The following is a 23,419-nucleotide window of genomic DNA, read 5'->3' as shown; positions in this document are numbered from 1 at the left end:
TTCGGTGACGAGCTCAAGCCGAACGCTGCCGCCGCGGTGCGTCACCTCAAGTACGAGGGCGTGCGCTGGATCACGGTTCTATCGGGTGATCATCCCGACGCCGTGCGCGCCATCGCGTCCGAGATCGGTGCCGACGAGGTGCGCGCCGGCCTGCTGCCGCACGAAAAGGTGGAGGCGGTGCGCGTGCTGCGCGAAAGCTCCGTGGGTGTCGCAATGGTCGGCGACGGCGTGAACGACGCACCGGCGATGGCCGCCGCCACGATCGGCGTCGCCATGGGCGCGATCGGAACCGACGTCGCCATCGAGACCGCCGACGTCGTGCTCATGAGCGACGACATCGAGAAGGTCGATTACGTCATCCATCTCGGGAAGCGCGCCCGCCGCGTGGTGCGGCAGAACGTGTTCTTCAGCATCGGCTGGATGGCCATGCTCGTCGTCGTGGCGCTGACCATCGGAATTCCGCTGCCGCTCGCGGTCGTCGGACACGAGGGAAGCACACTGCTCGTCGCCGCCAACGGGCTGCGCCTGCTCGGCGGCAGGCCGCACCCGCCGGTGGTGCCGCCCGGCGCGCGGCGGCGCGTGCACGGCCCGCGTCGCACCCCGACAGTGAGCCGACCCTGAACCGGTCGAGGATCTGATGCGCCCACTCGCCGCGTGCTGTTGCGTTCTGCTCGTCGCTGCCGCCATACCCGCGTCCGCTCAGGCGCCGCCTATCGGCCATGGCAGCGCGCTCGAGCGCCTGACGCGTCCGTTCGACGCGGGCGCGGCACACTACTCGAGCTACGATCGCACCGGCGGCAACGACGACTGGGTCGCGATCGCGCCCGGCGAGACCCCGACGCTAATGGAGCACGACGGTGCCGGCGTCGTGCGACGCCTGTGGGTGACCGTCTCGCCGCGCAATGATCGTGAGCTCCAGCGTCAGATGATCGTGCGCGCGTACTGGGACGGCGAGGCCCAGCCTTCGGTGGAGGTGCCGCTGTCGGATTTCTTCGGGATGGGCTTCGGCGAGTGGAAGGATTTCACGTCGCTGCCGCTCAACATGACCAGCGGCGGTTACAACAGCTACTGGCCGATGCCGTTCCGGACGGGCGCGCGCATTACCATCACGAACACCGCACGCAGGGCCGCAGAACGCTTCTACTACAACATCGACGTCCTCACGTACGATCGACTGCCGGACGACGTCCTGTACTTCCACGCACAGTACCGGCAGCATCTCACCCAGGCGGGCAGCCCGGTTGCGGTCCTGGAGGCGCGCGGTCGCGGCCATTACGTGGGGACACTCGCGTCCATGCAGCCGCTTCAGGGGAGTCACCTCGGCTACCTCGAAGGCGACGAGCGGATCTACATCGACGGTGAGCGCCAGCCTTCATACATCGGCACCGGGACCGAGGACTACTTCTCCTCCGGCTGGTACTATGACACGGGCGAGTACAGCGCGCCGTACCACGGAGTCACGATCAAGGACGAGGAGAAGGGCCGCATCAACACCTACCGCTGGCACATCGAGGACCCGATCCCCTTCCGGCAGAGCTTCCGGTTCGACCTGGAGCACGGTGGCACCAATGACCAGCCTGGCGTGGAGTACGCGACCGTGGCGTTCTGGTATCAGACCGAGCCGCACGCGTCCTTTGTGAGTCTGCCACGCGACCTGTTACCGCTCAGCCGCCTGGCGACACCGGAGATCGAGGCGGAGGCGTTGCTTTCGTCGGCTTCCGTGACGGGCGGTGAGCTGCAGGTCCAGCAGATGGGTGCGTTCGACAGCGGCTGGGGCGGTGAGGCACAGCTCTGGTGGGTCGGTGCGCGACCGGGAAACCGGCTGTCGCTGCAGCTCCCGGTGCCGGCCGCGGGTACATACGAGCTCGTCGGCTTCTTCACACGTGCGAACGACTACGGGATCTTCCAGCTCAGGGTGAACGACGAGCCCCTGCAGCCGCTCGTCGACGGGTTCTCACGGACGGTCGAGCCGACCGGGCCGATCTCGTTCGGAAACGTGCGCCTGGCGGCCGGGACCGCCACGGTGGTGGTGGAGCTGCTGGGGAAGGATGCGAGATCGTCGGGCTACTCCGACGGGTACCTGGTCGGGATCGACGGGTTCGTGTTGCGGCGCGCGGAGTAGCGGCCACTCACGCCACAAGGATCCGGAGCACCAACGCGCCCGCCGCCAGTACCAGCATGACCAGCGGCGTGCCGGCGTTGCTCGCGTCGCGATGCACGAAGTGGGCGGTGAGTGCCGCCAGGAAATAGATCACCAGCCCCGCAGCGGCAGCGATGCCCAGCGGACGGATGAACACTCCCGCCACCAGGCCCGCCGCACTCACGAACAGTACTGCCGCCAGTGCGTCGAGCCGCTCCTCCGGTACCCCCACCCGGGCATAGCTCGCCACGACATCGCCTCGATGCGACAGCTTCCGGGCACCCGCATACACGAGCAGGGAGACCAGGAGGAGCGAAACGAACAAGTAGGCGTAAGACACGACGTGCCTCTCCTGACGGCTGTATGAGCGGAGTCAGTGTTCATACAGTAGACACCGGAGAGGCCTGATCTGTGACACGATCCGGCGGCGGTTCCGGACGGTGGCGTCAAAGCCAGCGCCGGGCGCCACCGGCTTCGTTAGTCGCTTCGCAGCGACTCCACCGGATTCACCGCGCTCGCCCGCCGTGCCGGCATGTAGCTCGCCAGCATGCCGATCGCGAGCATCATCAGCGACATCAGCACGAACACGATCGGATCGACAGCGCTGATGCCGAACAGCAGTGCGTCGAGCAGGCGTGTCGATGCCAGGGCTGCCGCCGTCCCCAGCACGACGCCGATCAGCACGACGCGTGCGCCTTGCGAGACCACGAGGCGCCGCACAGCACCCGTCGTCGCACCGAACGCCATGCGTACGCCGATCTCGCGCGTGCGCTGCGCGACGACGTAGGACAGCACGCCGTAGAGGCCGATGACGCCGAGCAGCAGCGCCAGTCCGGCGACGACGGCGAGTGTCAGCATCGTGAAGGAGAGCTGGATCATCGAGCGCTCGGCCAGGAATTCCATGGTGTACTCGCGGTACGCGGGCGCCTCCGGCGCGACCTCGCGCACGAGTGCACGGACCTCGGGCGTGAGCCGGTCCGCACGCGGCGACTTCACGACGTAGGCAGGCGACCCCATTGCCCAGGTGTCGGGCGCCGGCCCGGTCAGCGGCGCATACACCAGTGCCGAGCCTTCCTCGCGCCAGTCGTTCTGCTTCACGTCCTCGACCACGCCGACGACCTGGAACGCGACAGGTCCATCCGGCTGCACCCAGCGCAGCCGCTGCCCGACGGCGTTGCGCCCCGGCCAGAAGCGCTCGGCAGCGGAGCGGCTGATGATCACGCTGTTGTTCGGCCGCACGGCCTCGTCACTCGTGAACGCGCGACCCGACAGCATCTCGATGCCCATCACCTCGAAGTAGTCGCCTCCGGCGAAGTTGACATCGAGAAGTGCGCCGCCGCTCTCGTCCGTCATGTCGTCGCTGAGGAAGCGTGTGCCGCCCGTGCCTTCGTCCAGTGGCAGGTTGTTGACGATGCCGACGCCGGTCACGCCGGGCAGCCCGCGCAGCCGCTGCATGAAGTCCAGGTGCATGGCGCCGAACGAGGGCCCGTCGACCAGGTGCTCCTGGTCCGGTGCGAACTGGAAGGTGTAGATGTCCTCGATCTCGTAGCCCGGGTCCACGCTGCGCAGCCGGTCGAAGCTCTGCAGCAGCAGTGCGGCGCCGATCAGCAGCACGAGCGCCAGCGAGGTCTGCCCGACGACCAGCACGTCGCGCCCCAGTCGGCTGCGGCCGGTGGAGCCGCGCCCCCCCTCCCGCAGCCGCACCAGGTCGGGTGCGGACGCGCGCAGGGCCGGCACCAACCCACACGCGAGCCCCGCAACCAGCACGAGCACGAACGCGGCGGCAATGGTGGTGCCGTCCAGGCCCACGCTGCTCAGCCGTGGAATGCCGTCCGGCGCCGCACGAACGAACAGTGGCAGCGTCACGGCGCTCAGCAGGACCGCGAGCACACCAGCGGGCAGCGCGACCAGGAACGCCTCGGCAAGCTGCAGGCGCACGAGCGCACCGCGACCGGCGCCGATCGCGCGACGCACGGCCATGTCGCGGCGCCGTGTCTCCGCGCGCACCATGAACAGGTTCGCGACGTTGACGCACGCGATGACGAGCACGATTCCGACTCCGGCGAGGAGCACCCAGAGCGACGTCCGCGTAGTCGTGCCCACGACGCGATCGAGCAGCGGCTCCACGATCGCGCGGTGCTGTTCCATGACACGGGCGTAGTTCGGTGAGCCGCCAAATCGTTCCGGCAGCTCCCGTGACAGCTTCGTCAGCTCGTCGGCGAGACCGGCGTGCGTGACGCCCGGCTTCATGCGGCCGATCATGCCCAGGCCGAACTGACCTGGCTGCACGTCCTCCAGCTCGAAGACCGAAGCGACCCACAGCAGCGTCTCGTCCGATGGGAACGTGAACTCGGGCGGCATCACGCCGATGATGCGCTTCATCCCGTCCGAGACGAAGTACGATCTCCCGATCACGGAGGGATCGCGCCCGAACCAGCTGCTCCAGAGTCGATCACTGATGACGACGACGTCGTCACCATCCTCCGCCACCGGCAGGCGCCCGAGCTGCGGCTGGATGCCGAGCGTCGTGTAGATCTCGTTGGTCGGCCATGCCATGGGGATGCGCTCGACGCGGTCGTCGGTGCGCAGCGTCGACGTGCCGGCCGCGAAGACGAACACGTCCTCGAGCAGCTGCGACTGCTCGCCGTAGTGCAGATAGAATTCGAGGCCGGGCCCGAACTCCTCCGGCAGGTCGGAACCCGGTGCGGTACCCAGGATCGCGACCAGCCGGTTCGCCGCAGGGAAGGGAAGCGGCTCCAGGATCACCGTCTTCACCACGTTGAACATGCCCGTCACCGCGCCGAGCGCGAGGGCGAGGGTCGTCATGGTCGCAATGAGGAAGCCGGGTGCACGCAACAGCGCGCGCCAGGCATGGCGGATATCGCGCAACTTGTCCTCCGGGCAGCAGGTCAGGCGGATCGGCGGGACGACCCCGCACGGATGCACGGGCGCGCGGTGCGCGACAATGGCGCTGGGGCGGATGTCGTGAGATGCGACGCCGCACGCGCTGCGGTGGGGTCCGGCGCTCGGCCTTGGCGAGCGGGACCAGCGGGACGCACCGGCCGGTGATGCGCCCCGCCCCTGATGTCTACCTGTCGATCCGCTCGAACCACACACGCGGCGTCCGCACGATCGACATGTGCAGCCCCGTGACCGTGTCCCGCGCATCGCGCGCGAACTGGAGATGCAGCGGGATCTCCACCCCGGCGAACGCGTCGTCGCCGACGGCGCGCAGGCGAACGTCTCCGTTTCTGTGGTGCGTTGCGACCAGCGTGTCGCCGCGCAGCTCGACCATGTACACCGTCGCCGCCTCGTCGCTGAAGTAGCGACCGGTGTATGCCCGCAGCTCGTCCGTTGAGGGACCTGCCACCAGCCGGTGCAGCGCGAACGTCTGACCGCTGAAGGAAACGGTGGCGCTCTCGACTCTGCCGTCGCCTGCGCGCCGGAACGCCAGTCGGTCCACCTTCGTCGGGTCGTTTGCAGTATGATGATCTGGAACTGAAGCATGCAGGTCGGGTGGCGCGAGGGGAAAGTTTCAGCCTTGCCGGGATTCCGCCGGCGGAACGTCGTAACGAACAGGCGGGAATCCCGACAGAACGGTAGGTTGAGCCATGCGACGTACGCCCCGCCGCGCGACGTCGTTGCTTCATCGATCCGGTGCGCGGAGCACCCGAACCCGATCAGCAGATCATGCAGAAGCTTACCGACGACCTGTTCAAGGCCGCCCGCCCGCTCTGGGACGCGCAGCTCGAGCACCCGTTCGTGCGCGGCATCGCCGACGGCACGCTGGATCCGGACGTCTTCAGGAACTGGGTCCGCCAGGATTACCTGTACCTGAAGGAGTATTCGCGCATGTTCGCGTGGGGTGCGGCGAAGTCCAATCGCCTGGATTCCATGCAGTGGTACGCGAAAATTCTCGATCTGACGCTGAACCTGGAGATGGGGCTGCATCGTGCGTACGCGGAACGCTTCGGCATCAGCCCGGACGAGCTGGAACGTGAGCCGGTGTGGCCGACGACGCGTGCGTACACGGACTTCCTCGTGCGCACCGCCGCGGACGGCGACATGGCCGACCTGGTGGCCGCGCTGCTGCCGTGCGCATGGGGCTACGCGTACGTGGCGGCTGACATGGCGAAGCTGGGCACACCCGCGGACGCGCGGTACGCCGACTGGATCGCGATGTACGTGTCGGAGGAGTTCATCGCCGCCCGCGACTGGCTGATCGAGGAGATGAACCGGCTCGGCGCAGGCGCTTCGGGGGAGAAGCGACAGCGGCTGATCGACATCTTCGTGCTGTCGTCCAGGTACGAGTGGATGTTCTGGGAGATGTGCTGGCGGCGTGAGGCGTGGGCGCCAGACGAGGTGCAGGGAAGAGAAGCGGCCGCGGTCACGCGATGACCGGCTCATGAACGCGATCACGTTCGCCGATATCGAGACGCTGCACTACGGCACCGTCCCCGATCCCATCCTCCGCGACGACGCAGACGTCATCGTGCGAGTCGAGGCCGCCGGCATCTGCGGCTCCGATCTGCATCCGTACCTCGGACGCGAGCGCGGACTCGACCCCGGCACGGTCATGGGTCACGAGTTCACCGGGCACGTGGTCGAAATCGGATCGGCGGTGAAACGCTTCGGCGTCGGTGATCGGGTCGTTGCGCCGTTCACCACCAGCTGCGGAGCGTGCTGGGCGTGCGCCGTCGGCCTGACGGCACGCTGCGTCCGCGGGCAGCTCTTCGGATGGGTGCAGAACGGCACGGGGCTGCATGGCGCACAGGCGGAGTTCGTGCGTGTGCCGCTAGCGGATTCGACGCTCGTGCGTGTACCCCACACCCTGCCGGATGCCGGCGTCGCACTGCTGGCCGGCGATGTGCTCGCGACGGCGATGTTCGCTGCGGAGATGGCGCAGGTCGGTGCAGACGACGTCGTTGCGATCGTCGGCTGCGGTCCTGTCGGCGTGCTCGCGGTGCGGGCCGCGATTGCGCGCGGTGCCCGCCACGTCTTCGCGCTGGACGCGGTCACCTCACGCCTCCAGCTCGCTGCAGCGTTCGGTGCAACGCCGCTGTCGATCCGCGAAGATGATTTCGTCGCGCGCGTGCGCGAGGTGACGGATCGCCCGGGTGCGGACTGCGCCATCGAGGCCGTCGGCTCTCCCGAGGCGACACGCACGGCCGCGGACATGCTGCGGCCGGGCGGCAGGCTCGCCGCTGTCGGAGTACACACGGAACCGAGCCTCGCGCTTTCGCCCGGTGAGCTGTACGACCGCAACCTCGCCTACGTGGCGGGAAGATGCCCGGCGCGACGGCTGCTCCCTGATGCGCTCGTTCTCGCCGGACGCGAGGTCGACCTGCTCGCACGCCTGATCACGCACCGGCTGCCGCTGGCCAGGGGCGTGGACGCGTATCGAGCCCTGGCAGCGCGGGAGGAAGGGTGGGGCAAGGTGGTGCTGGAGATGTGAACGTGTCGCGGAACGCCTCCACGCAGGGTCGAGAGGCGCCTGCATCCGGCCTCGCGAATGTTCTATCTTGACGGCATGGATCACACCAAAGCGCACGTCGGCCGCTCCGCCGACGCAGTCGAGCCGCTCGTTCCTCTCCTCCGCGACCGCCGCATCGTCGTCCTCGCCGGCGCCGGCATGAGCACCGAGTCCGGTATCCCCGACTACCGCGGCGCCGGTGCGCCGAGCCGGCGCGCTCCCGTGCAGTACCAGGAGTTCGTGCGCAGCGATTCGGCACGCGCACGCTACTGGTCGCGCAGCACGATCGGCTGGCCGCGCATGCGCGATGCGCTGCCGAACAGCGGACACCAGGCGCTCGCCCGGATGGAGGAGGCAGGCCACGTCACCGGACTCATCACGCAGAACGTCGACGGGCTGCACCAGGCCGCCGGCAGTCGCAACATGGTCGAGCTGCACGGCTCGCTCGCACTCGTTCGCTGCATCGCCTGCAGCACGCCCGTGGCACGCGACGACTTCCAGCAGCGCCTGCTCGAGCTCAATGCCGACTGGCCACCGCTGCTGTTTCCCGACATGGTCGAGATCCGCCCCGATGGCGACGCGGAGCTGCCCGAGGAAACGATGGAGGACTTCCGCGTGCCGGCATGCGACGTGTGCGGCGGGATCATGAAGCCAGACGTCGTATTCTTCGGTGAGAACGTGGCGGCACCCGTACTGGCGGACGCGTGGCGCGTGTTCGAGCAGGGCGACGTCCTGCTCGTGACCGGTTCCTCCCTCGCCGTGTACTCCGGCCGGCGCTTTATCGACCGCGCAATGCGCGACGGTGTGCCGATCGCCGTCGTCAACCGCGGACCCACACGCGCAGACGACGTCGCCGAGGTCAAGGTGGACGGCTCACTCGGCATCGTGCTGCCCGCACTGGCGGACGCGCTCGCTAACGTGCGCTGAGGCACATCCTGGCGCCCTTTTCCGGCCACAGCCGCGACAGATAAGGGCAGGGCGATGGCCGGTTCGGCGCCGGTCCTCGCCCTGTCGCGTTTCGCCCCCCTTGTGTCCGCCGGCGGCTCCCGTTATCTACAACCATATGGTTGTAGGTCACCGCGCACTCTCCGATGCGGAGCTCGATCGACTGTTCCGCGCACTCGCCGACGCAACGCGTCGCGACATCGTCCGGCGTGTGCTCACGGGAGAGCCCGCATCGGTGTCGTCGCTGGCCGCCCGCTACGACATGTCGTTTGCGGCGGTGCAGAAGCATGTGGCGGTCCTGGAGGAGGCAGGTCTCGTGACCAAGCAGCCGCACGGCCGTGAACGCCGCGTCCGCGGCAACCCGGAGCAGCTGGCCCGGGCGCGTGAGCTGCTCGCACAGCTCGAGGAGCTGTGGCGGGCGCGGTTCAGTCAGATCGACAGACTCTTCGACAACCCTGAAGCGCAGGAGTGATGATCATGCCGATCAAGGATGTACGTTCCAACCCCGAAGATCTCACGCTCACTGTCACTGCCGAGTACCCGGTGACCGTGGAGCGTCTCTGGGACGCCTTCGCGGACCCGCGGCAGTTCGAGAAGTTCTGGGGGCCTGAACAGTGGCCCGCCACGTTCACGCGACATGACATGGCGCCGGGCGGCCAGTCGCTCTACTACATGACGGGACCCGATGGGACCCGGTCGCACGGCTGGTTCCGCTTCCTTTCCGTAAATCCCTGTCGCGGTTTCGAGGTGGAGGACGGCTTCGGCAAGGAGGACGGCACCCCCGACGAGTCGATGCCGACCATGCGCATGGTCTACACGTTTGCGTCCCTGCCGTCCGGCGGCTCCACGTTCACGTCGGTCGCATACTTCCCGAGCCTCGAGGCGATGGAGAATCTCGTCGCGATGGGAATGGTCGAGGGCATGAAGTCCGCTCTGGGTCAGCTCGACGACGTCCTGGCCGATCTTTCCGCCTTCGCTGCCAGCCGTCCGACGGAGGCTCAGATTCTGAGCGACACACAGGTGCGCATCAGCCGGGTGATCCGGGGCAGCGTGGAGCAGGTGTGGCGCGCGCATCACGAGCCCGCGCTCCTGCAGCGCTGGCTGCTCGGCCCGGAGGGCTGGACGATGCCCGTCTGCGAGCTCGCTTCGGAGGTGGGCGGCCGCTACCGCTACGAGTGGGAGAACACGGACGGCAGCCAGCGCTTCGGCTTCGAAGGCGAGGTGCTGGAGTCGGAGCCGCCGTATCGGGAGGTGACGAGCGAGCGCATGACCGGCATGGATGGTCCCGCGACCACCAACGAGATGACACTGACGCCGGTCGGAGCAGGCACACTGCTGAGCATCGTCATCACGTACCCGAGCGCCGAGGTGCGCGACGCGGCACTCGGGACGGGCATGGTCGGCGGCATGGAGCAGAGCTACGCGCGGCTGGAGGACAGCGTGCTGGAGGCGGCGGTGGCGTAGCTCGAGGCGCTACATTCCGCGCATGGCGCGCCTCCTGTTCGATTTCCCCGGCTGCGACGGCACCCCGCACCGCCGCATGTTCGAGCGGCCGCTCGAGGTGCTGCAGGCGACGTCGCTCGAGCAGGTCCTGCCGGCGTTGCATGCAGCCGGGGAAGCCGCACGCTCTGGCTGCTGGGTCGCGGGCTTCGTGTCCTACGAGGCTGCGCCCGCATTCGACGATGCACTCTGCACGCACGAGCGCGGGCACCTCCCGCTGCTCTGGCTCGGCATCTTCGAGTGCGGGCACCCGGCACCCGCCGCGGCTGCGGCGCCACAGGCCCCTGCGCTCCAGTGGATGCCGGCCACGACGGACGCGCAGTACGACGTTGCCTTTGCACGCATCCGCGAGGCGCTCCTGGCCGGCGAGTCGTACCAGGTCAACTACACGACGCGCCTGCATGCGACGCTGCCCGCCGATTTCGACGTCGATGCAGCGTGCGCGGCCCTGCACCGCGCGCAGGGGCACGGCTACCATGCGGACCTGGACCTGGGCGCGGTGCGCATCCTGTCGGCATCACCCGAGCTGTTCTTTGCGCGCAGCGGGCGCACCATCACGACACGCCCCATGAAGGGAACGCACGCGCGCGGCCGCTGGTCGGGCGAGGACGAAGAGCTCGCACGCTCACTGCGCGCGTCGGAGAAGGAACGGGCGGAGAACCTCATGATCGTGGACCTGCTCCGCAACGACCTGGGTCGCATCGCCCGCACGGGCACGGTGCGGGTGCCGTCGCTGCACGTCGTGGAGCGCTATCCCACGGTGCTGCAGATGACTTCGACCGTGACTGCGGAGCTGCGCGACGATTGCAGCCTCGTCGAGATCTTCGGCGCGCTCTTTCCCTGCGGCTCCGTCACCGGCGCACCGAAGATCTCCACGATGCGGCTGATCCGGGAGCTCGAGCCTTCACCGCGGGAAGTGTACTGCGGCGCGATCGGTATCATCGAGCCCGGAGGCGACTGCACGTTCTCCGTTCCCATTCGCACGATGTGGATCGATCACGAACGGGGCGTTGCCGAGTATGGCGTGGGCAGCGGCATTACGATCGACGCGACAGCGTCGCGCGAAGCCGAGGAGCTGAAGGAAAAGAGCCGGATCCTGTGGGCCGCGCAGCCGGACTTCTCGCTCATCGAAACGATGCGCCTGGAAGACGGACGGATCGCACGCCTGGAGCGACACCTGGCACGACTGGCGGAGTCGTGTGCGTACTTCGGCCGGCGGTTTCCCGAGGAGGAGGTGCGGGAGCGGCTCGCGGCGCTTTGCGACGAAGCGCCGGGCGCCGGCAGCGTACCGCAGACCGGACCGCGACGGCGTCGCGTCCGGCTCACGCTGTCCCGAACCGGCGCCGTCGGCGTCGACGTCGCTCGGCTGGATGACTTCGACTGCGGACCCGACCTGGTTCCCGCCGAAGGCGCTGGTGGCGGGATGGAGTCCTCGCACGGCGATGCGCGCCGGCGATTCATCGGCATCGCACCCCGCGCGATCGACTCGCGTGACGTCTTCGTCTATCACAAGACATCGCTGCGCTCCGTCTACGAACACGCTCTGGCAGCAGCGCCCGGCTGCTTCGACGTCCTCCTCGGCAATGAGCGCGACGAGGCAACCGAGTTCACGCGCGGCAACCTGGTCGCGCTGATCCAGGGCGAGCTGATCACCCCGCCGCGAACGGCCGGGCTGCTCGGCGGGTGCCTGCGTGCCGAGCTGCTCGAGCAGGGCGTCGTGCGGGAACGCACCATTCCTCTCGATGACGTGCGAAGGGCGGAGCGGCTGTGGTTCGTGAACAGTCTGCGGGGCGCGATGGAGGTGACGGTTGAGCCGCGGGCCATCGCAGGTGCGGAAGCCGCGGAAGTCGCGTAGCTCGTAGAAGTCGCGGATGTCACGGCCATGAGGGGCCGCGTCCGCAACCGGATTCGAGGGATGGTGCTGCCGCCGACACACGGGGGATTCACAGCCAACGTTGCTGGCGTTCGCCCCCGCCGCGACGCGTGCAACATTGCCTTCGATAATCAAAGCCAACGTTGCTGGCGTTCGCTCCCGCCGTAACGCGCGCAACGTTGCCTTTGATTATCCAAGCCAACGTTGCTCGCATTCGCCCCCGCCCCGACTCGCGCAACATTGCCTTCGATCTCGCCGCTGCCGGGAGCTCGCGACCCTCATCCTGCCCGCGAGCAGCCACGAGCCTGCTGCGGGGCATCCTCCTGGCACGCGGCGAGCATCAGCACCGCAGCCAGCCTGTGGATCGACGCGCGGATCATGTTCCCGCCCGGATCATGCCGGGGAAATCCTACCGACCGCGCCGCTGCTGCTCCTCGTGCAGGCAGGCGCGCTCGGCCCGCTCGCGCTCCAGGCTGTTGCGGGACCACTCGGTCGGGATGGCCGCCATGCACTGGTTGTAGGTCGGATGATCAGCAGCGCGGAAGCTCGGTGCGCTCGTGGCGGTCCGGATCAGCGCGACCACGACCAGCACGATGACGAGCACAAGCAGCACTGCGGTCAGTTTGCGTCCGGGCACGGCCAGCTCCGTAAACTGTTGGAAACAATCGGCGCTCGCGGGTAATGTAGGACCGATGAGAGGATTTGCGAGAGACCTGGCGCGCCGGGCACGTGCGGCTGGCGCTGGCTGGACGGCTGGCCTGCTGATCGTGCTTGCGGCGGCCTGTGGCGCACCCGCGGGCTACGGTGACGGCAACGAGGGAGCAGCTGCCGGCGCGCTCACCGAGCGGCCGGGCGGGCCAGGCTCGGCGGCCAGCGCTGAGCTCCGCTCGAGCGATCCCGCGCTGTCGGGCGGCGAGGTCCGCTCGCCAACAATCGACCTGCCGCTGGTATCCGTCGACGGCCGCCTGCTGACCCAGGTGACCGTGGAAGGCGTGGGAACGCACTGGTTCATCATCGATACGGCGGCGGGCAGGTCACTGATCTCGGCGGACCTGCGCCGCGAGCTGGACGTCCCTGACTCTGATGTCCGCCTCTCCCTGGTGACGGGGGCCACGGGTCAGAGCATCATGGAGTTCGTGCGCCTGCCCGCGCTGCACGTCGGCAATGCGGCCCACGAGACGCCCTGGGTCATTGTCGCGGACATCCCGGACTTCCGCAGGTACGGCGAGCGCGAGGTGAACGGCATCCTCGGCGTCGATGTGCTCGCCGACTACGACGTCGTTTTCGATGTTCCGAGTGGGGTGCTGCGGCTGCACCCGCGCGATGGCAGTGCGGAGCAGCGGCTCGGCTCGGCCACCAGCGGTGTTCCGTTCCACTCCAGCGTGGCCGATGGCTTCATTCAGTTCACGGCGGTGCTGCACGGCGACTCCGTCCCCGCGCTGCTCGATACGGGTGCACAGACCGGCACGATGAACTGGCGGGCGGCCGCGCTTGCTGGTGTCGCTGCAGACAGTGACGGAGTTCGGGAGGATGCGCGCGGTGCGCGCGGGATGAACGGCCGCAGCATGGCCGCACACCGCTACACGTTCGACAGCCTGTGCATCGGCGGGCGCTGCCTGCCGCCCACCGAGCTGCGCATCCTCGATCTGCCCGTATTCGACGCGATCGGCGGCAAGGACGCTCCGGCCGTGCTGTTCGGCGTCGACGTGCTGTACGACTGCGCCCTGCTGCTGTCGTACAGCACGAAACGCCTGCACGTCTGCGTCTAGCCGCTGCTCACTGCTCGGGCGACGCCTGCGCCCCCCACGGCTCGTCCGCTGTCGGACCGTACATGGACGGGACCGGCACGTCGAGGAGTCGCAGGTACACGCTGAGCTGGCCGCGATGGTGCACGAGGTGGTTGATGTGCTGCCGCACGACGACCTGGCGGGGCAGAGTCAACAGCACCTGGTCCCCCATCTTCAGCGACCATGGCACGGACATGTCGCCGTCCTTCGCCTCCTGGATCGCCAGGCGCGCCTCCTGGACACCCCGGTCGAAGCGTGCGAGCAGCGCTTCCGTCGTCTCGAAGCTGTAGCCTCCGCCCTTCGTCAGGTCCAGCTCGGTTTCGCGCAGCATCGTGGTCGTCCATGACGGCATCGACGCGACGAGCTGTGCCAGGTGTCCGAGCGGGAATGATTTCGGGTGCGGCTTCCACTCGCCACGGTGCGCCGGCACGCGCTCCAGTGCCCGGCGCGTCGTACGCATCTCCTCGTCGAACTCGGGCAGCAGGTCCCGGATGAAGCTCATGCAGTCCTCCCGGTTGTATCGCAGGGTGAATGTTACCGTGGGGCGTTCGTGCGCAGCCGATCACGGAACTGCGCATGACAGGCGACGCATCCGCGCTGCACCTCGTTCAGCAGCGTGAGCACCCGCTCGCTGCTGCCGCCCTGCGCGGCTTCGTGCAGGCGCACCGATGCCTCGTGCACCTCCTCGTCCAGCCGCTCGAACTCAGCCATTTCCTCGCCCAGCGTCGCCTGGATGCGCGCGATGTCATCCTGTGCGATGGGCGGATGATGCGCGATCGCCTCCGCAGCGTGGGCAACCAGGACCGTGCTGTCCGTCATCAGCGCGTGCGTCAGCGCGATCATGTCCGTGCCGAGCTGCTGCATGATCGGCAGCAGCGGGCGCGGCTCGCCCGTGCCGGCATGCGCGTGCACATTGTCAGCGGAGGCACGCTGCGCTGCATCGTGTGCATCATGCGACGCACTGTCAGCGACCTGCGTCGCGCCCGGCGTGCTCACTGGTGCATTGCCGACCCCTTCCGCCTCCTCTCCGCCGGTGTCGCACCCTCCCACCATCAGGGCCAGTCCCACTGCCGCCGCAAGCTCCACGAATCCGCGCATCATGCCTCTCTGCTGAAATCAACCTTCATCACGGACGAACTGCACCTCGCCCTCGATCTTCACCTTGTTGGCGACCAGCACGCCACCGGTTTCCAGCGCCTGGTTCCACTTGAGCCCCCACTCGCGACGGTCGATCTCGCCGCGGAACGTGAAGCCCGCGCGCGTCTTGCCCCATGGATCCGTGCCGCGCCCGAGATACTCGCAATCCAGCGGGATCTCCATGGTCGTATCAGCGATCTGGAGGTCGCCGACCACCTTGAACGTGTCGCCTTCCTCCTTCGGCGGCGAACCTTCGATCCGCTTGCTGCGGAACGTGATCTCGGGATACTTCTCCGCGTCGAAGAAGTCTGCACTGCGCAGGTGCTTGTCGCGATCCTCGACGCCGGTGTCGATGCTGGCGACGTTGATCCGCACGTCCACGCCCGCGTCCTTCGGGTTGTCGCGATCCCCGCGCAGCGTGGCCTGCAGCTCCTTGAAGCGGCCGCGGACCGTTGTCATCATCATGTGCTTCACGGAAAATTCGGCGCTCGAGTGCGTCGGGTCGAGCTGCCAGGTGGGCGTTCCGACCTGCTGCGCGGTTCCGGCCATGGGTGCCTCCATCTGCGTGGGTTCAGCGTCTCCGCATCGTGTGCTGGAGACCGCGCACGTGAGGCGAACGGCATGCCAGCCGGCCCTCTTCGAAGCGGGTTTGCGGTTGGTGGGGCGGGCCGCAATACCAGAAACGGGGCAAACTGGCTATCTTTGTGGCTTCCTGTACCCCCGGAGGAGCATGGTCCCCAACGACGGTCCGCCCGAAGAGTTCCTGTTCGAAACCGCTTCCCTGTACCAGCGATCCGGCTTCAAGAGCGGCGAGCTGCTGCGTGAGGCGTTCCCCGGCCTGGGCGGATCCGAGCTCAGGGAGCTGCTCGTCGACGTCGTGCGCGGCTACGTGCTGCCGCAGCTCGACCAGGACGTGCAGGTGCTGCAGATCCCGAGTGTCCACAACCCGGTGCGCGCGACCAATGTCAGCGGGCAGTCGGTGACCTGGACCGCCGAGTTCGGCACCGGACCCGCCCTGACGCCCAAGGTGGTGCGCGTCTCGACGGCGGACATCTACACGGCCGCGCGCAAGCGGAAGATCGCCATACCGCAGGAGAACGACTGAGATCGGGGTGCGGCTCGCGATGAAGCGACGTCCGCGCCGCGCCATGCTCGCGCTCACCGTCGCACTCGTCCTCGCCGTCGGCTTGCTCGCGGCCGCCGTCCTCGGTCGCGAGCCCTCGCACGAGCGCACCTGGAACCTCGCCCAGTCGCGGCTGCCGATCGTGCGCACGGATGGCGACCTGGTCCGCATCAGCAACATCCGCGATTTCCGCCACGCTCCTGACGGCACGTCCGAGGCGCGCTGGACCGAGGGTGAGTACGACCTCGCACAGCTCGAGCGCGTGTGGTTCGCGCTGTCCCCGTTCATTCCGCGCTTCCGGGGGATTGCGCATCCGTTCCTGTCGTTCGAGTTCGCCGATGGGCGAACACTGGCGGTGTCCGTCGAGGCGCGCAGGGAGGAAGGTGAAGAGTACTCGCCGCTGCGGGGATTGCTGCGGCGCTACGAGACGATGGTCGTGATCGGCACGGAGCCGGACCTGCTCGGCCTGCGCGTGATCGCGTGGGACGACCCGCTATACTTCTTCCCGGTGCGCGTCACGCCAGCACAGGCGCAGCACCTGTTCCGCCGCCTGGTCGACGACGCGCAGCGCATCGAGCACACGCCGACGTGGTACAACACGCTCACCAACAACTGCACCAGCACGATCGTCGATGCCGTCAACGAGCTCGCGGCAGACGACGCCGCCCTCGGGCCGCTCGTCGGTCTGCTGCCGGGCTACTCGCTGGATGCCGCTTACGAACGTGGCTGGATCGATACGGACCTGTCGCTCGAGGAGACCCGGCGCGCGCGCCGCGTCAATGAGCGGATCGCTGCGGCCATCGGCGATCCCGACTTCTCGCGCGCGATCCGGACCAGTCCCATCGGTCGGTGACGCGCCTCAGTTGACGCCCTCGAAGCGCGGCCAGATCTGCTGCAGCGGTGCGAGCGGCTCGCGCGCGATCGTGATCGGAACATCCCGTTCTTCTGGCACGCCCCACGGACGACGCACGCGCGTGAACTCCTGCGCACTGCGGAAGTAGCTGCCTTCCAGCTCGCTCGCCTCTTCGCCCGCCACGATCGTGATCTCGCCGGGCAGCTCACCGGGTCCCCAGAACCAGTAACTGCCGACCGGAGCGATCGCGTCCGGCAACGCATCGCCGCCGAACCAGTCGATCGCACCCGCACGGCCGTAGTTGGTCGCGAGCACGACGGCGCGCTGCTGCTCTTCCGGCGAGAGCGAGGCCCACGCGGCCTCGACCGCAGCGACCTGCTCCTCCCAGCCGAGCATGTCCGCGTAGTCCTGCGGCAGCGAGATCACCGCGCCCGTGTTCGTCGTCGTTCCGGCCCCAAGCCAGCCGGCATAGCGCGCCATGGGTTCGGGGGGCAGAACGGGAAGCCCGAGCGGCAGCGTGATCGCGCCCCATCCGACGACGAGAAGCCACAGGATCGCCACGGCGGCAGTGCGCGCGCGCACGCGACGGGCGCTGCGTGAGGACGTCGCATGCTGCAGCCGGACGTCGAGGCGACCCAGGCCGATGCCGATCAGCGCCGGCCAGATCGGCGCGATGTAGTAGGGCTTGCCGCGCGCAAGCAGCATCAGCACGAATGCAGCCAGTGCGGCGATCACGACCAGGCGGAGCCCGTCGTCCTCGTGCCGGGCCGGTGTGGGTGCGGCGCCGCGGACTCGCAGGGTGGTCAGTGCCGCAGCGACGGCGAACAGCAGCACGGGTCCCACCATGAGGAACTGCTCAGCGAAAAACGCGACGGGGGAAACGTGCACGAGCTGCACGTCCGCCAGGTCCTGGACCTGCTTCAGGAACGGCCAGCCAAGCACGATCTGTCCGATGATGCTCGGGCTCCCCACGAGCAGCGCGAGCATGCCCGCGAGCCAGGGCCAGCGCGTGCGCAGCGCACGCCGCTCGGGTGTCGCGAGAATCGCCACGAGGATCGCAGCGCCGAGTACCAGGATCGTGAACTTGGTCAGGAGACCCAGCCCGAGCACGGCGCCCAGCGTGAGCCAGCAGCGCCGTGGCTCCGCGGCAGCCGGAACCAGGGCGAGCACCCACAGCGCGGCCGTCCACCAGAGCTGGTCGAAGACGACCGGCTGGAAGAGGGAGCCGGTGCGCAGAAATACCGGTGCGGTCGCGATGCAGAGCGCCGCGATCGCCTGGACGGCGTGCCCGCCGCCGCTGCGTCGCGCGAACGCTGCCGCAAACACGACCAGCGCCGCGTGTGCCGCCGCGATCGGCACGTGCGTCAGCAGCTCGATGTTGCCGAAAAGGGTGAATGCGCGTGCGACGATCGCGATGAATGGGGGAAAGTCCATCGCGAACAGGCGCAGGTGCTCGCCCATCGCATAGTACAGCAGCGCGTCCCGATGCGGCCCGTACGGGCCGAATGCAACGACCGCCAGGTGAACGACGAACGTGAGCGCAGCGACAATCTTGCCCATGGAAATCCTCGCGCCCACGTTTGCAGTGTTTCGCGGAATATATCTCTCCACCTCGCAGATGACCCGCGGTCCAGTGACCTGCGGGCCGCCGACGAAAGGACAGGCCATGCCACAGGAACCGGCGTCCGCGGCCCTCTTCGGCGCGGTGCTCCAGGAAAGCGTGCGGGATGCCGCGGCCCGGCACGGCACCGACGCTGTCCGGCACGCCCTCATGGGCTGGTTTCTGAAGCACGAAGCGGAGATACGCAGGAAATTCCCGCCCGACAGCCGGGAGGTCCGGCTGCTCGATGCGTATCGCGCCGAGCGGGCCGGCACGAGCTCCTGAGCCAGTTTCCAGACACCGGGTCGCAATCCGCTCCGCACCACCCCGGGCCGCTCCGCGCGGCGTGTCGCCTAGCCTGGCCTCCGTTCGTCTTAACGCGTGGCTCTCGACGGACGCCACCAGCACCACCGACACGACGGGCCCGCACATCGCGCGCGGCCACGTGATCTGCATCCCTGACCCCGGAGGTACGCATGAAATCCGTCAGCCCCTATCTGAACTTCCCCGGCAATGCCGAAGAGGCCTTCGAGTTCTACCGCTCGGTCCTGGGCGGCGAGTTCACGAACGTGACGCGGTTCCGTGACATGGGTGGCGAGCAGATGGGCTTCAAGGGCAAGGACCTCGACCTGATCGCCAACATCGGGTTGCCGATCGCACCGAATACCGTGCTCATGGCGTCGGACGTGCCCGCCAGCATGGAAAAGGTCAACGTCGGGAACAACTTCTACATCGCTCTCGAGACGGACTCCGCGGACGAGGCCCACCGCATCTTCGAGGCGCTCGGCGAAGGCGGCAAGGAGGGCATGCCGATGCAGCGCACCGCGTGGGCGGAAACCTACGGCGACCTGACGGACCGTTACGGCATCCGCTGGATGGTGATGTACACGGGCGACGTGCAGTTCGGCTAGCACAGCGGGCCGGCCTCAGCCGGCCGCTCCGTCGTGCCGGTAGCGGCATACGCGGCTGCATGCACGCCGCGTACGGCCCGGCCGGACGGATCGATCACGTCACCGAGCGACGCGTCCCAGGCCAGCGCTTCCGGCGTGCTGCACGCGACGGAAGCGCCGCCCGGGACGCAGCGCGCACATGCGTCATGCGGGAACCGTTCGGCAAACAGCGCCCGGTACAGGTACGCCTCCGGCGTGGTCGGCGTGTTGTACGGGAAGCGGACGTTCGCATGCTCGAGCACGCGCGGACTGATCTCGCGCGCCGCGAACGCGCGCACGCTGTCGATCCACTCGTAACCGACGCCGTCGGAGAACTGCTCCTTCTGCCGCCACGCGACTGCTTGCGGAAGGTCGGTCGCGAACGCCTCGCGCAGCACGTGCTTCTCCATGCGGTCGCCGCCGGCCATCTTGAGTTCCGGTGGTATCTGCATCGCGACGTCGAGGAACTCGCGGTCCAGGAACGGCACGCGCGCTTCCACGCCCCACGCCGCCATGGCCTTGTTCGCCCGCAGACAGTCGTACATGTGCAGCCGGTCGAGCTTGCGCACGGTCTCCTCGTGCAGCGCACGCGCGTCCGGCGCGCGGTGGAAGTACAGGTAGCCGCCGAAGATCTCGTCCGCACCCTCTCCCGAGAGCACCATCTTCACGCCCATCGCACGAATGCGACGCGCCATCAGGTACATCGGCGTCGCCGCGCGGATGGTCGTGACGTCGTACGTCTCGAGGTGGTAGACGACGTCCGCGAGTGCGTCGAGGCCTTCTTCCACGGTGAAGTGGAACTCGTGGTGCGCCGAGTCGATGTGGCGCGCGACGTCGCGCGCGGCCGCGAGGTCGGGTGCACCGTCCAGGCCGATGGAGAACGTGTGCAGGCGCGGCCACCACGCGGCCGCGCGACCGTCCTCCTCGATGCGGCGGTCGGCGAACGTACGGGCGGTGGCTGCGATGATGGAGGAGTCGAGCCCGCCGGAGAGCAGCACGCCGTAGGGCACGTCGCACATGAGCTGGCGCTCGACGGCGGCACGCAGTGCAGTGCGGATGCGGCCGGGCGCCGGTGCCGCATCGGCAGCGGCCGGTGCCGGGTGCTCTGCGTCCGCCCCGGTAGCGCCCGGTGCCCGATGCGCCGACTCCGGCGTCACCATCACCGCTTCGATCCGGGCCGGATGCGACGCGGCGCCGCCCGCCACAGCCCCAAACTCCCGCCACGCAGGCTCGTAATACCGCCGCAGCGCACCGCTCCCGCTGTCGAGGACATGTCCCGGCGGAAACTCGTGGATGGACGTGCACACGGGCACGAGCGCCTTCATCTCCGATGCGACCCAGGTGTTGCCCGCATCGTCGCTGCCCATGTAGAGCGGCATCACACCGATCGGGTCGCGCGCGATGACGTAGCGCCCGCGCGCCTCGTCGAAGAGCACGAACGCAAAGATGCCGTTCAGCATCCCGATGAAATCGGAGCCCTGCTCCCGGTACAGCGCCAGAATGATCTCGCAGTCGGAGTCGGTCTGGAAGGCGTACGGCGCACGCAGGCCGTGGCGCAGCGCACGGTGGTTGTAGATCTCGCCGTTCACCGCCAGTGCCTGCGTGCCTTCCGCGTTGCGCAGCGGCTGCGCGCCGTGCAGCACGTCCACGATTGCGAGGCGCTCGTGAGCGAGCACCGCGTGCGTGCCGGTGTACACGCCCGACCAGTCGGGGCCCCTGTGCTGCTGCAGCCGCGACAGGCGGACCACCTCGCGACGTCGGGGCGAGACGTCGCTTTCCAGGTTGAGTACGGCGAGGATCGAACACATCGATGGTGCTCCCGCGCATGGGCACAAAAAAAGGGCTCCACGGTGACCGTGGAGCCCTGGATCGCAAGCGCACGCTGACCTAACGCAACGACGCTCCCGGTTCGCGGCTCCACGAGGGACGCGAATTGAGGAAATTGCCGTTGCGATTCAGGCGCTTGCTCATGTCTGCACACTAGCGGCAGCGCTGGCGGCGGACAAGGCGGGTACGGAAAGCGGGTGCGATGTCAGGATTCTCCCTACAGGATTTGGGGGATCGCACCCGGGCCCCCTTCCATTCCCGGTCGCATTTTCCGACTATTAAGAGTTGCCGGCGGCCTTCCTCCCCGCGCCGGGCGCTTCTCCATTGCACAAAGGTCCGGCGAGGATGCCGATGACAGCGAGTCTCCGTGCGCACGTAGTGCGCGACTCCTCTGCGGGTGGGGCGGGCGCGGTGCCGGTGCGCGCGCTGCTCTTTTCGATCGCTGCGCTCCTGATCCCGCTGGTGCTGCCGCGCATCACGCCGGAAAGCTGGACGACGGGGCAGCCGTTGCTCTGGCTGGCGGCGCTGATTCCGCCCTTTCTCCTGTCGTACTACAAGGGCTGGGTGGGCGCTGCGCTGGCGTTTGCCATCGGCATGGCCGTGCTGTCGCTGTGGAACGGCACGGTCTCCGTCCTGGGCGGCACGGCTCCCGACGATCCGCTCTTCCTGTACCTGGGCTCTGCATACATCGTCGTGACGCTCGCGGCCGGGTGGGTCACCGAGCTGCTGCACCGGGCGCGGCGCGACGCATTGCGCAGCGCGAGCGACCTGGTCCTGTCGATCAGTGACGGGGGCGTGGTGACGTGGGCCAGCGAATCGTGCGGGCGCGTGCTCGGCATCGCGACCGAGTCGCTGACGGGTCAGCGCTTCGACGCGCTGGTGCACACGCAGGACGCACCGGCCGCGCGGGCCATGCTGGCGCCGGACACGGAGTCGGGGCTGTCGTCGCGCCGGGAGCTGCGCTTCCCCCTGCCGAAGGGCGGGGTTCGCACGATCGAGCTGTTCCGTGAGGATCGTATCGCAGCACATGGCAGGAGCAGGACGGAGCTGCGCGGCCGTGACATCACGGAGCTCAAGCTGGTCGAGCAGCAGACGCGCCGTGCCGCGCAGATGGAGATGCTGGGCCGGATCACGTCGGGGATTGCACCGGACTTCAACAACATCGTGACCACGATCCAGGGCCACGCCGCGGTGCTGGCTCACGAGCTGCGCGACACCCCGCAGTGGAACGGCATCAATGAGATCCAGGTTGCAGGCGACAGGCTCACGGCGCTGATCCATCAGCTCCTTGCCTATACGCGCATGCAGCACCTGAACCCGGTAACAGTGAACCTGCAGGCGACAATGCAGGCGCTGTTGCCGGCGCTGCGCGGTACGCTGGGCGAGAGCATTCACGTGCACGTCTCGATCGACGACCGTACGCCCCACGTGCACGTGGACAGTGCCGAGCTGCGCAGTGCGCTGCTCACGCTGGCGAGCCGCGCCCGCAGCGCGATGCCGGATGGCGGCAACCTGACGGTCCAGGTAGCACCTGCAGAGCTCACGCCGGATCGCAGCCGGAGCTTTCCGTATCCGGTGCAGGCGGGCCAGTATGCGATGCTTGCAATCTCGGACTCGGGTCCGCGCCTTGGCGCCGACGTGCTGGAGCACATCTTCCAGCCGTTCACGGGCGAGGAGGCGACCGGTCTCGAGCTGGCGAGCGTGTACGGCTTCGTGAAGCAGAGCGGCGGCTACATCTGGGCGGACGCAGGTCGCCAGGCGGGCACGCTCTTCACGATCTATCTGCCGGTCGCCGCGCAGGATGCCGTGGAGATCGAGGCTGCACGTCACGAGCCGCCCGCAACGCGCATCATGGTGGTCGAGGACGACGTCGCCGTGCGTTCGCTGGTGCGCGTGCTCCTGCTGCGCCGGGGGTACAGCGTCCTCGAGGCGAGCGACGGCCAGGACGCCTTCGAGGTGATCTCACGGCTCGATCAGCCTCTGGACCTGCTGATCACCGACATCGTGATGCCACGCGTGCGCGGTGATGCGCTGGTCGAGATGGTGCGGTCGCATCAGCCCGACGTGCGTGTGCTGCTGATGTCGGGCTATGGGGCCGACCCGGATATCGCGGGCAGGACGGCGCGCGCGCAGTTCCTGCACAAGCCGTTCTCGCCGGACGAGCTGCTGCGTGCCGTACACTCCACGCTCGTCAACGGCAGCCGCCTCACGCTGAACTGAGCACTTCGGCCG

At 68.2% G+C, this 23,419-nt stretch carries 23 protein-coding genes; 14 read left to right on the top strand and 9 right to left on the bottom strand.

The features are described from left to right. Both VFU06_16755 and VFU06_16750 read left to right on the top strand, forming a co-directional pair. A partial coding sequence (locus VFU06_16755) for an HAD-IC family P-type ATPase (protein HEU5211049.1) occupies positions 1–621 on the top strand: 621 nt, incomplete at its 5' end. A gap of 16 nt (positions 622–637) precedes the next feature. Next, a complete protein-coding gene (locus tag VFU06_16750) occupies positions 638–2,122 on the top strand; it encodes a glycoside hydrolase family 172 protein (protein ID HEU5211048.1) in 1,485 nt (494 codons plus the stop codon). 7 nt (positions 2,123–2,129) lie between these two features. Here VFU06_16750 and VFU06_16745 read toward each other — a convergent pair whose 3' ends face one another. The 3 genes from VFU06_16745 to VFU06_16735 all read right to left on the bottom strand — a co-directional run bounded on the left by VFU06_16745 (position 2,130) and on the right by VFU06_16735 (position 5,603). Then, a complete protein-coding gene (locus VFU06_16745) occupies positions 2,130–2,480 on the bottom strand; it encodes a DoxX family protein (protein ID HEU5211047.1) in 351 nt (116 codons plus the stop codon). 137 nt (positions 2,481–2,617) lie between these two features. After that, positions 2,618–5,029 carry an ABC transporter permease gene (locus VFU06_16740; GenBank protein HEU5211046.1) on the bottom strand — a complete coding sequence of 804 codons (2,412 nt, stop codon included), beginning with the start codon at positions 5,027–5,029 and terminating at the stop codon, positions 2,618–2,620. 199 nt (positions 5,030–5,228) lie between these two features. Then, on the bottom strand, positions 5,229–5,603 hold the full coding sequence (locus VFU06_16735) for a hypothetical protein (GenBank protein ID HEU5211045.1): 375 nt from the start codon (positions 5,601–5,603) through the stop codon (positions 5,229–5,231). A gap of 227 nt (positions 5,604–5,830) precedes the next feature. On the opposite strand from VFU06_16735, the gene tenA reads away from it, so the two are divergent. The 6 genes from tenA to VFU06_16705 all read left to right on the top strand — a co-directional run bounded on the left by tenA (position 5,831) and on the right by VFU06_16705 (position 11,913). Further along, positions 5,831–6,538, top strand: a complete 708-nt coding sequence (gene tenA, locus VFU06_16730) for a thiaminase II (GenBank protein HEU5211044.1) — start codon at positions 5,831–5,833, stop codon at positions 6,536–6,538. A 7-nt stretch (positions 6,539–6,545) separates the two neighbouring features. Further along, positions 6,546–7,595: an alcohol dehydrogenase catalytic domain-containing protein gene (locus VFU06_16725; GenBank protein HEU5211043.1), complete on the top strand. Its 1,050-nt coding sequence runs from the start codon at positions 6,546–6,548 to the stop codon at positions 7,593–7,595. A 75-nt stretch (positions 7,596–7,670) separates the two neighbouring features. Further along, entirely contained in the window at positions 7,671–8,540 is an 870-nt protein-coding gene (locus VFU06_16720) for an NAD-dependent protein deacetylase (GenBank protein ID HEU5211042.1), read from the top strand. Positions 8,541–8,676: 136 nt separating this feature from the next. Further along, positions 8,677–9,030 carry a metalloregulator ArsR/SmtB family transcription factor gene (locus VFU06_16715; GenBank protein ID HEU5211041.1) on the top strand — a complete coding sequence of 118 codons (354 nt, stop codon included), beginning with the start codon at positions 8,677–8,679 and terminating at the stop codon, positions 9,028–9,030. Positions 9,031–9,035: 5 nt separating this feature from the next. Next, entirely contained in the window at positions 9,036–10,022 is a 987-nt protein-coding gene (locus VFU06_16710) for an SRPBCC family protein (protein HEU5211040.1), read from the top strand. A 22-nt stretch (positions 10,023–10,044) separates the two neighbouring features. Further along, the gene (locus VFU06_16705; GenBank protein HEU5211039.1) at positions 10,045–11,913 is read left to right on the top strand and encodes a chorismate-binding protein; all 1,869 of its coding nucleotides are present in this window, start codon (positions 10,045–10,047) and stop codon (positions 11,911–11,913) included. Positions 11,914–12,340: 427 nt separating this feature from the next. Here the strand turns inward: VFU06_16705 and VFU06_16700 are convergent, their stop codons facing one another. Beyond that, a complete protein-coding gene (locus VFU06_16700; GenBank protein ID HEU5211038.1) occupies positions 12,341–12,568 on the bottom strand; it encodes a hypothetical protein in 228 nt (75 codons plus the stop codon). A gap of 55 nt (positions 12,569–12,623) precedes the next feature. Here VFU06_16700 and VFU06_16695 point away from each other — a divergent pair, with 55 nt between their 5' ends. Next, entirely contained in the window at positions 12,624–13,700 is a 1,077-nt protein-coding gene (locus VFU06_16695; protein ID HEU5211037.1) for an aspartyl protease family protein, read from the top strand. Between the two features lie 7 nt (positions 13,701–13,707). Here the strand turns inward: VFU06_16695 and VFU06_16690 are convergent, their stop codons facing one another. Genes VFU06_16690 through VFU06_16680 form a run of 3 tightly spaced genes read right to left on the bottom strand, consistent with a single transcriptional unit; the run spans position 13,708 to position 15,404 of the window. Next, positions 13,708–14,220, bottom strand: a complete 513-nt coding sequence (locus VFU06_16690) for a DinB family protein (protein ID HEU5211036.1) — start codon at positions 14,218–14,220, stop codon at positions 13,708–13,710. A gap of 32 nt (positions 14,221–14,252) precedes the next feature. Continuing rightward, entirely contained in the window at positions 14,253–14,819 is a 567-nt protein-coding gene (locus VFU06_16685; GenBank protein ID HEU5211035.1) for a cytochrome c, read from the bottom strand. Positions 14,820–14,834: 15 nt separating this feature from the next. After that, complete coding sequence (locus tag VFU06_16680) at positions 14,835–15,404, bottom strand: YceI family protein (protein HEU5211034.1); 570 nt, start codon at positions 15,402–15,404, stop codon at positions 14,835–14,837. Positions 15,405–15,585: 181 nt separating this feature from the next. Between VFU06_16680 and VFU06_16675 the strand changes: the two genes are divergently transcribed. Then, positions 15,586–15,960 carry a hypothetical protein gene (locus VFU06_16675; GenBank protein HEU5211033.1) on the top strand — a complete coding sequence of 125 codons (375 nt, stop codon included), beginning with the start codon at positions 15,586–15,588 and terminating at the stop codon, positions 15,958–15,960. Positions 15,961–15,979: 19 nt separating this feature from the next. Continuing rightward, positions 15,980–16,831, top strand: coding sequence for a DUF4105 domain-containing protein (locus VFU06_16670; protein HEU5211032.1), 852 nt, complete (start codon positions 15,980–15,982; stop codon positions 16,829–16,831). Positions 16,832–16,837: 6 nt separating this feature from the next. Here the strand turns inward: VFU06_16670 and VFU06_16665 are convergent, their stop codons facing one another. Then, complete coding sequence (locus tag VFU06_16665; protein HEU5211031.1) at positions 16,838–18,391, bottom strand: glycosyltransferase family 39 protein; 1,554 nt, start codon at positions 18,389–18,391, stop codon at positions 16,838–16,840. Between VFU06_16665 and VFU06_16660 the strand changes: the two genes are divergently transcribed. Beyond that, positions 18,390–18,716, top strand: coding sequence for a hypothetical protein (locus VFU06_16660; protein HEU5211030.1), 327 nt, complete (start codon positions 18,390–18,392; stop codon positions 18,714–18,716). The genes VFU06_16665 and VFU06_16660 overlap by 2 nt on opposite strands. A 191-nt stretch (positions 18,717–18,907) precedes the next feature. Next, entirely contained in the window at positions 18,908–19,342 is a 435-nt protein-coding gene (locus VFU06_16655) for a VOC family protein (protein ID HEU5211029.1), read from the top strand. On the opposite strand, the gene asnB is transcribed toward VFU06_16655, so the two are convergent. Further along, on the bottom strand, positions 19,339–21,168 hold the full coding sequence (asnB, locus tag VFU06_16650; protein HEU5211028.1) for an asparagine synthase B: 1,830 nt from the start codon (positions 21,166–21,168) through the stop codon (positions 19,339–19,341). The genes VFU06_16655 and asnB overlap by 4 nt on opposite strands. Before the next feature lie 370 nt (positions 21,169–21,538). Between asnB and VFU06_16645 the strand changes: the two genes are divergently transcribed. Further along, positions 21,539–23,407 (top strand): response regulator, encoded by a 1,869-nt coding sequence (locus VFU06_16645; GenBank protein ID HEU5211027.1) that lies wholly within the window; start codon positions 21,539–21,541, stop codon positions 23,405–23,407. Positions 23,408–23,419: the final 12 nt, after the last annotated feature.

This window comes from Longimicrobiales bacterium, assembly GCA_035764935.1.
Taxonomy (GTDB): domain Bacteria; phylum Gemmatimonadota; class Gemmatimonadetes; order Longimicrobiales; family RSA9; genus DASTYK01.
The sequence above is the reverse complement of the archived record's forward strand: the minus strand, read 5'-3'. Positions and strand labels throughout refer to the sequence as shown.

Bases quoted from the DNA above. Each gene is read 5' to 3' on its own strand.
- VFU06_16720 (HEU5211042.1), top strand. From the start codon at position 7,671: ATGGATCACACCAAAGCGCACGTCGGCCGCTCCGCCGACGCAGTCGAG.
- VFU06_16685 (HEU5211035.1), bottom strand. From the start codon at position 14,819: ATGATGCGCGGATTCGTGGAGCTTGCGGCGGCAGTGGGACTGGCCCTG.
- tenA (HEU5211044.1), top strand. From the start codon at position 5,831: ATGCAGAAGCTTACCGACGACCTGTTCAAGGCCGCCCGCCCGCTCTGG.
- VFU06_16705 (HEU5211039.1), top strand. From the start codon at position 10,045: ATGGCGCGCCTCCTGTTCGATTTCCCCGGCTGCGACGGCACCCCGCAC.
- VFU06_16750 (HEU5211048.1), top strand. From the start codon at position 638: ATGCGCCCACTCGCCGCGTGCTGTTGCGTTCTGCTCGTCGCTGCCGCC.
- VFU06_16675 (HEU5211033.1), top strand. From the start codon at position 15,586: ATGGTCCCCAACGACGGTCCGCCCGAAGAGTTCCTGTTCGAAACCGCT.
- VFU06_16710 (HEU5211040.1), top strand. From the start codon at position 9,036: ATGCCGATCAAGGATGTACGTTCCAACCCCGAAGATCTCACGCTCACT.
- VFU06_16665 (HEU5211031.1), bottom strand. From the start codon at position 18,391: ATGGGCAAGATTGTCGCTGCGCTCACGTTCGTCGTTCACCTGGCGGTC.
- VFU06_16695 (HEU5211037.1), top strand. From the start codon at position 12,624: ATGAGAGGATTTGCGAGAGACCTGGCGCGCCGGGCACGTGCGGCTGGC.
- VFU06_16660 (HEU5211030.1), top strand. From the start codon at position 18,390: ATGGAAATCCTCGCGCCCACGTTTGCAGTGTTTCGCGGAATATATCTC.
- VFU06_16725 (HEU5211043.1), top strand. From the start codon at position 6,546: ATGAACGCGATCACGTTCGCCGATATCGAGACGCTGCACTACGGCACC.
- VFU06_16690 (HEU5211036.1), bottom strand. From the start codon at position 14,220: ATGAGCTTCATCCGGGACCTGCTGCCCGAGTTCGACGAGGAGATGCGT.
- VFU06_16655 (HEU5211029.1), top strand. From the start codon at position 18,908: ATGAAATCCGTCAGCCCCTATCTGAACTTCCCCGGCAATGCCGAAGAG.
- VFU06_16715 (HEU5211041.1), top strand. From the start codon at position 8,677: ATGGTTGTAGGTCACCGCGCACTCTCCGATGCGGAGCTCGATCGACTG.
- VFU06_16680 (HEU5211034.1), bottom strand. From the start codon at position 15,404: ATGGCCGGAACCGCGCAGCAGGTCGGAACGCCCACCTGGCAGCTCGAC.
- asnB (HEU5211028.1), bottom strand. From the start codon at position 21,168: ATGTGTTCGATCCTCGCCGTACTCAACCTGGAAAGCGACGTCTCGCCC.
- VFU06_16645 (HEU5211027.1), top strand. From the start codon at position 21,539: ATGACAGCGAGTCTCCGTGCGCACGTAGTGCGCGACTCCTCTGCGGGT.
- VFU06_16670 (HEU5211032.1), top strand. From the start codon at position 15,980: ATGAAGCGACGTCCGCGCCGCGCCATGCTCGCGCTCACCGTCGCACTC.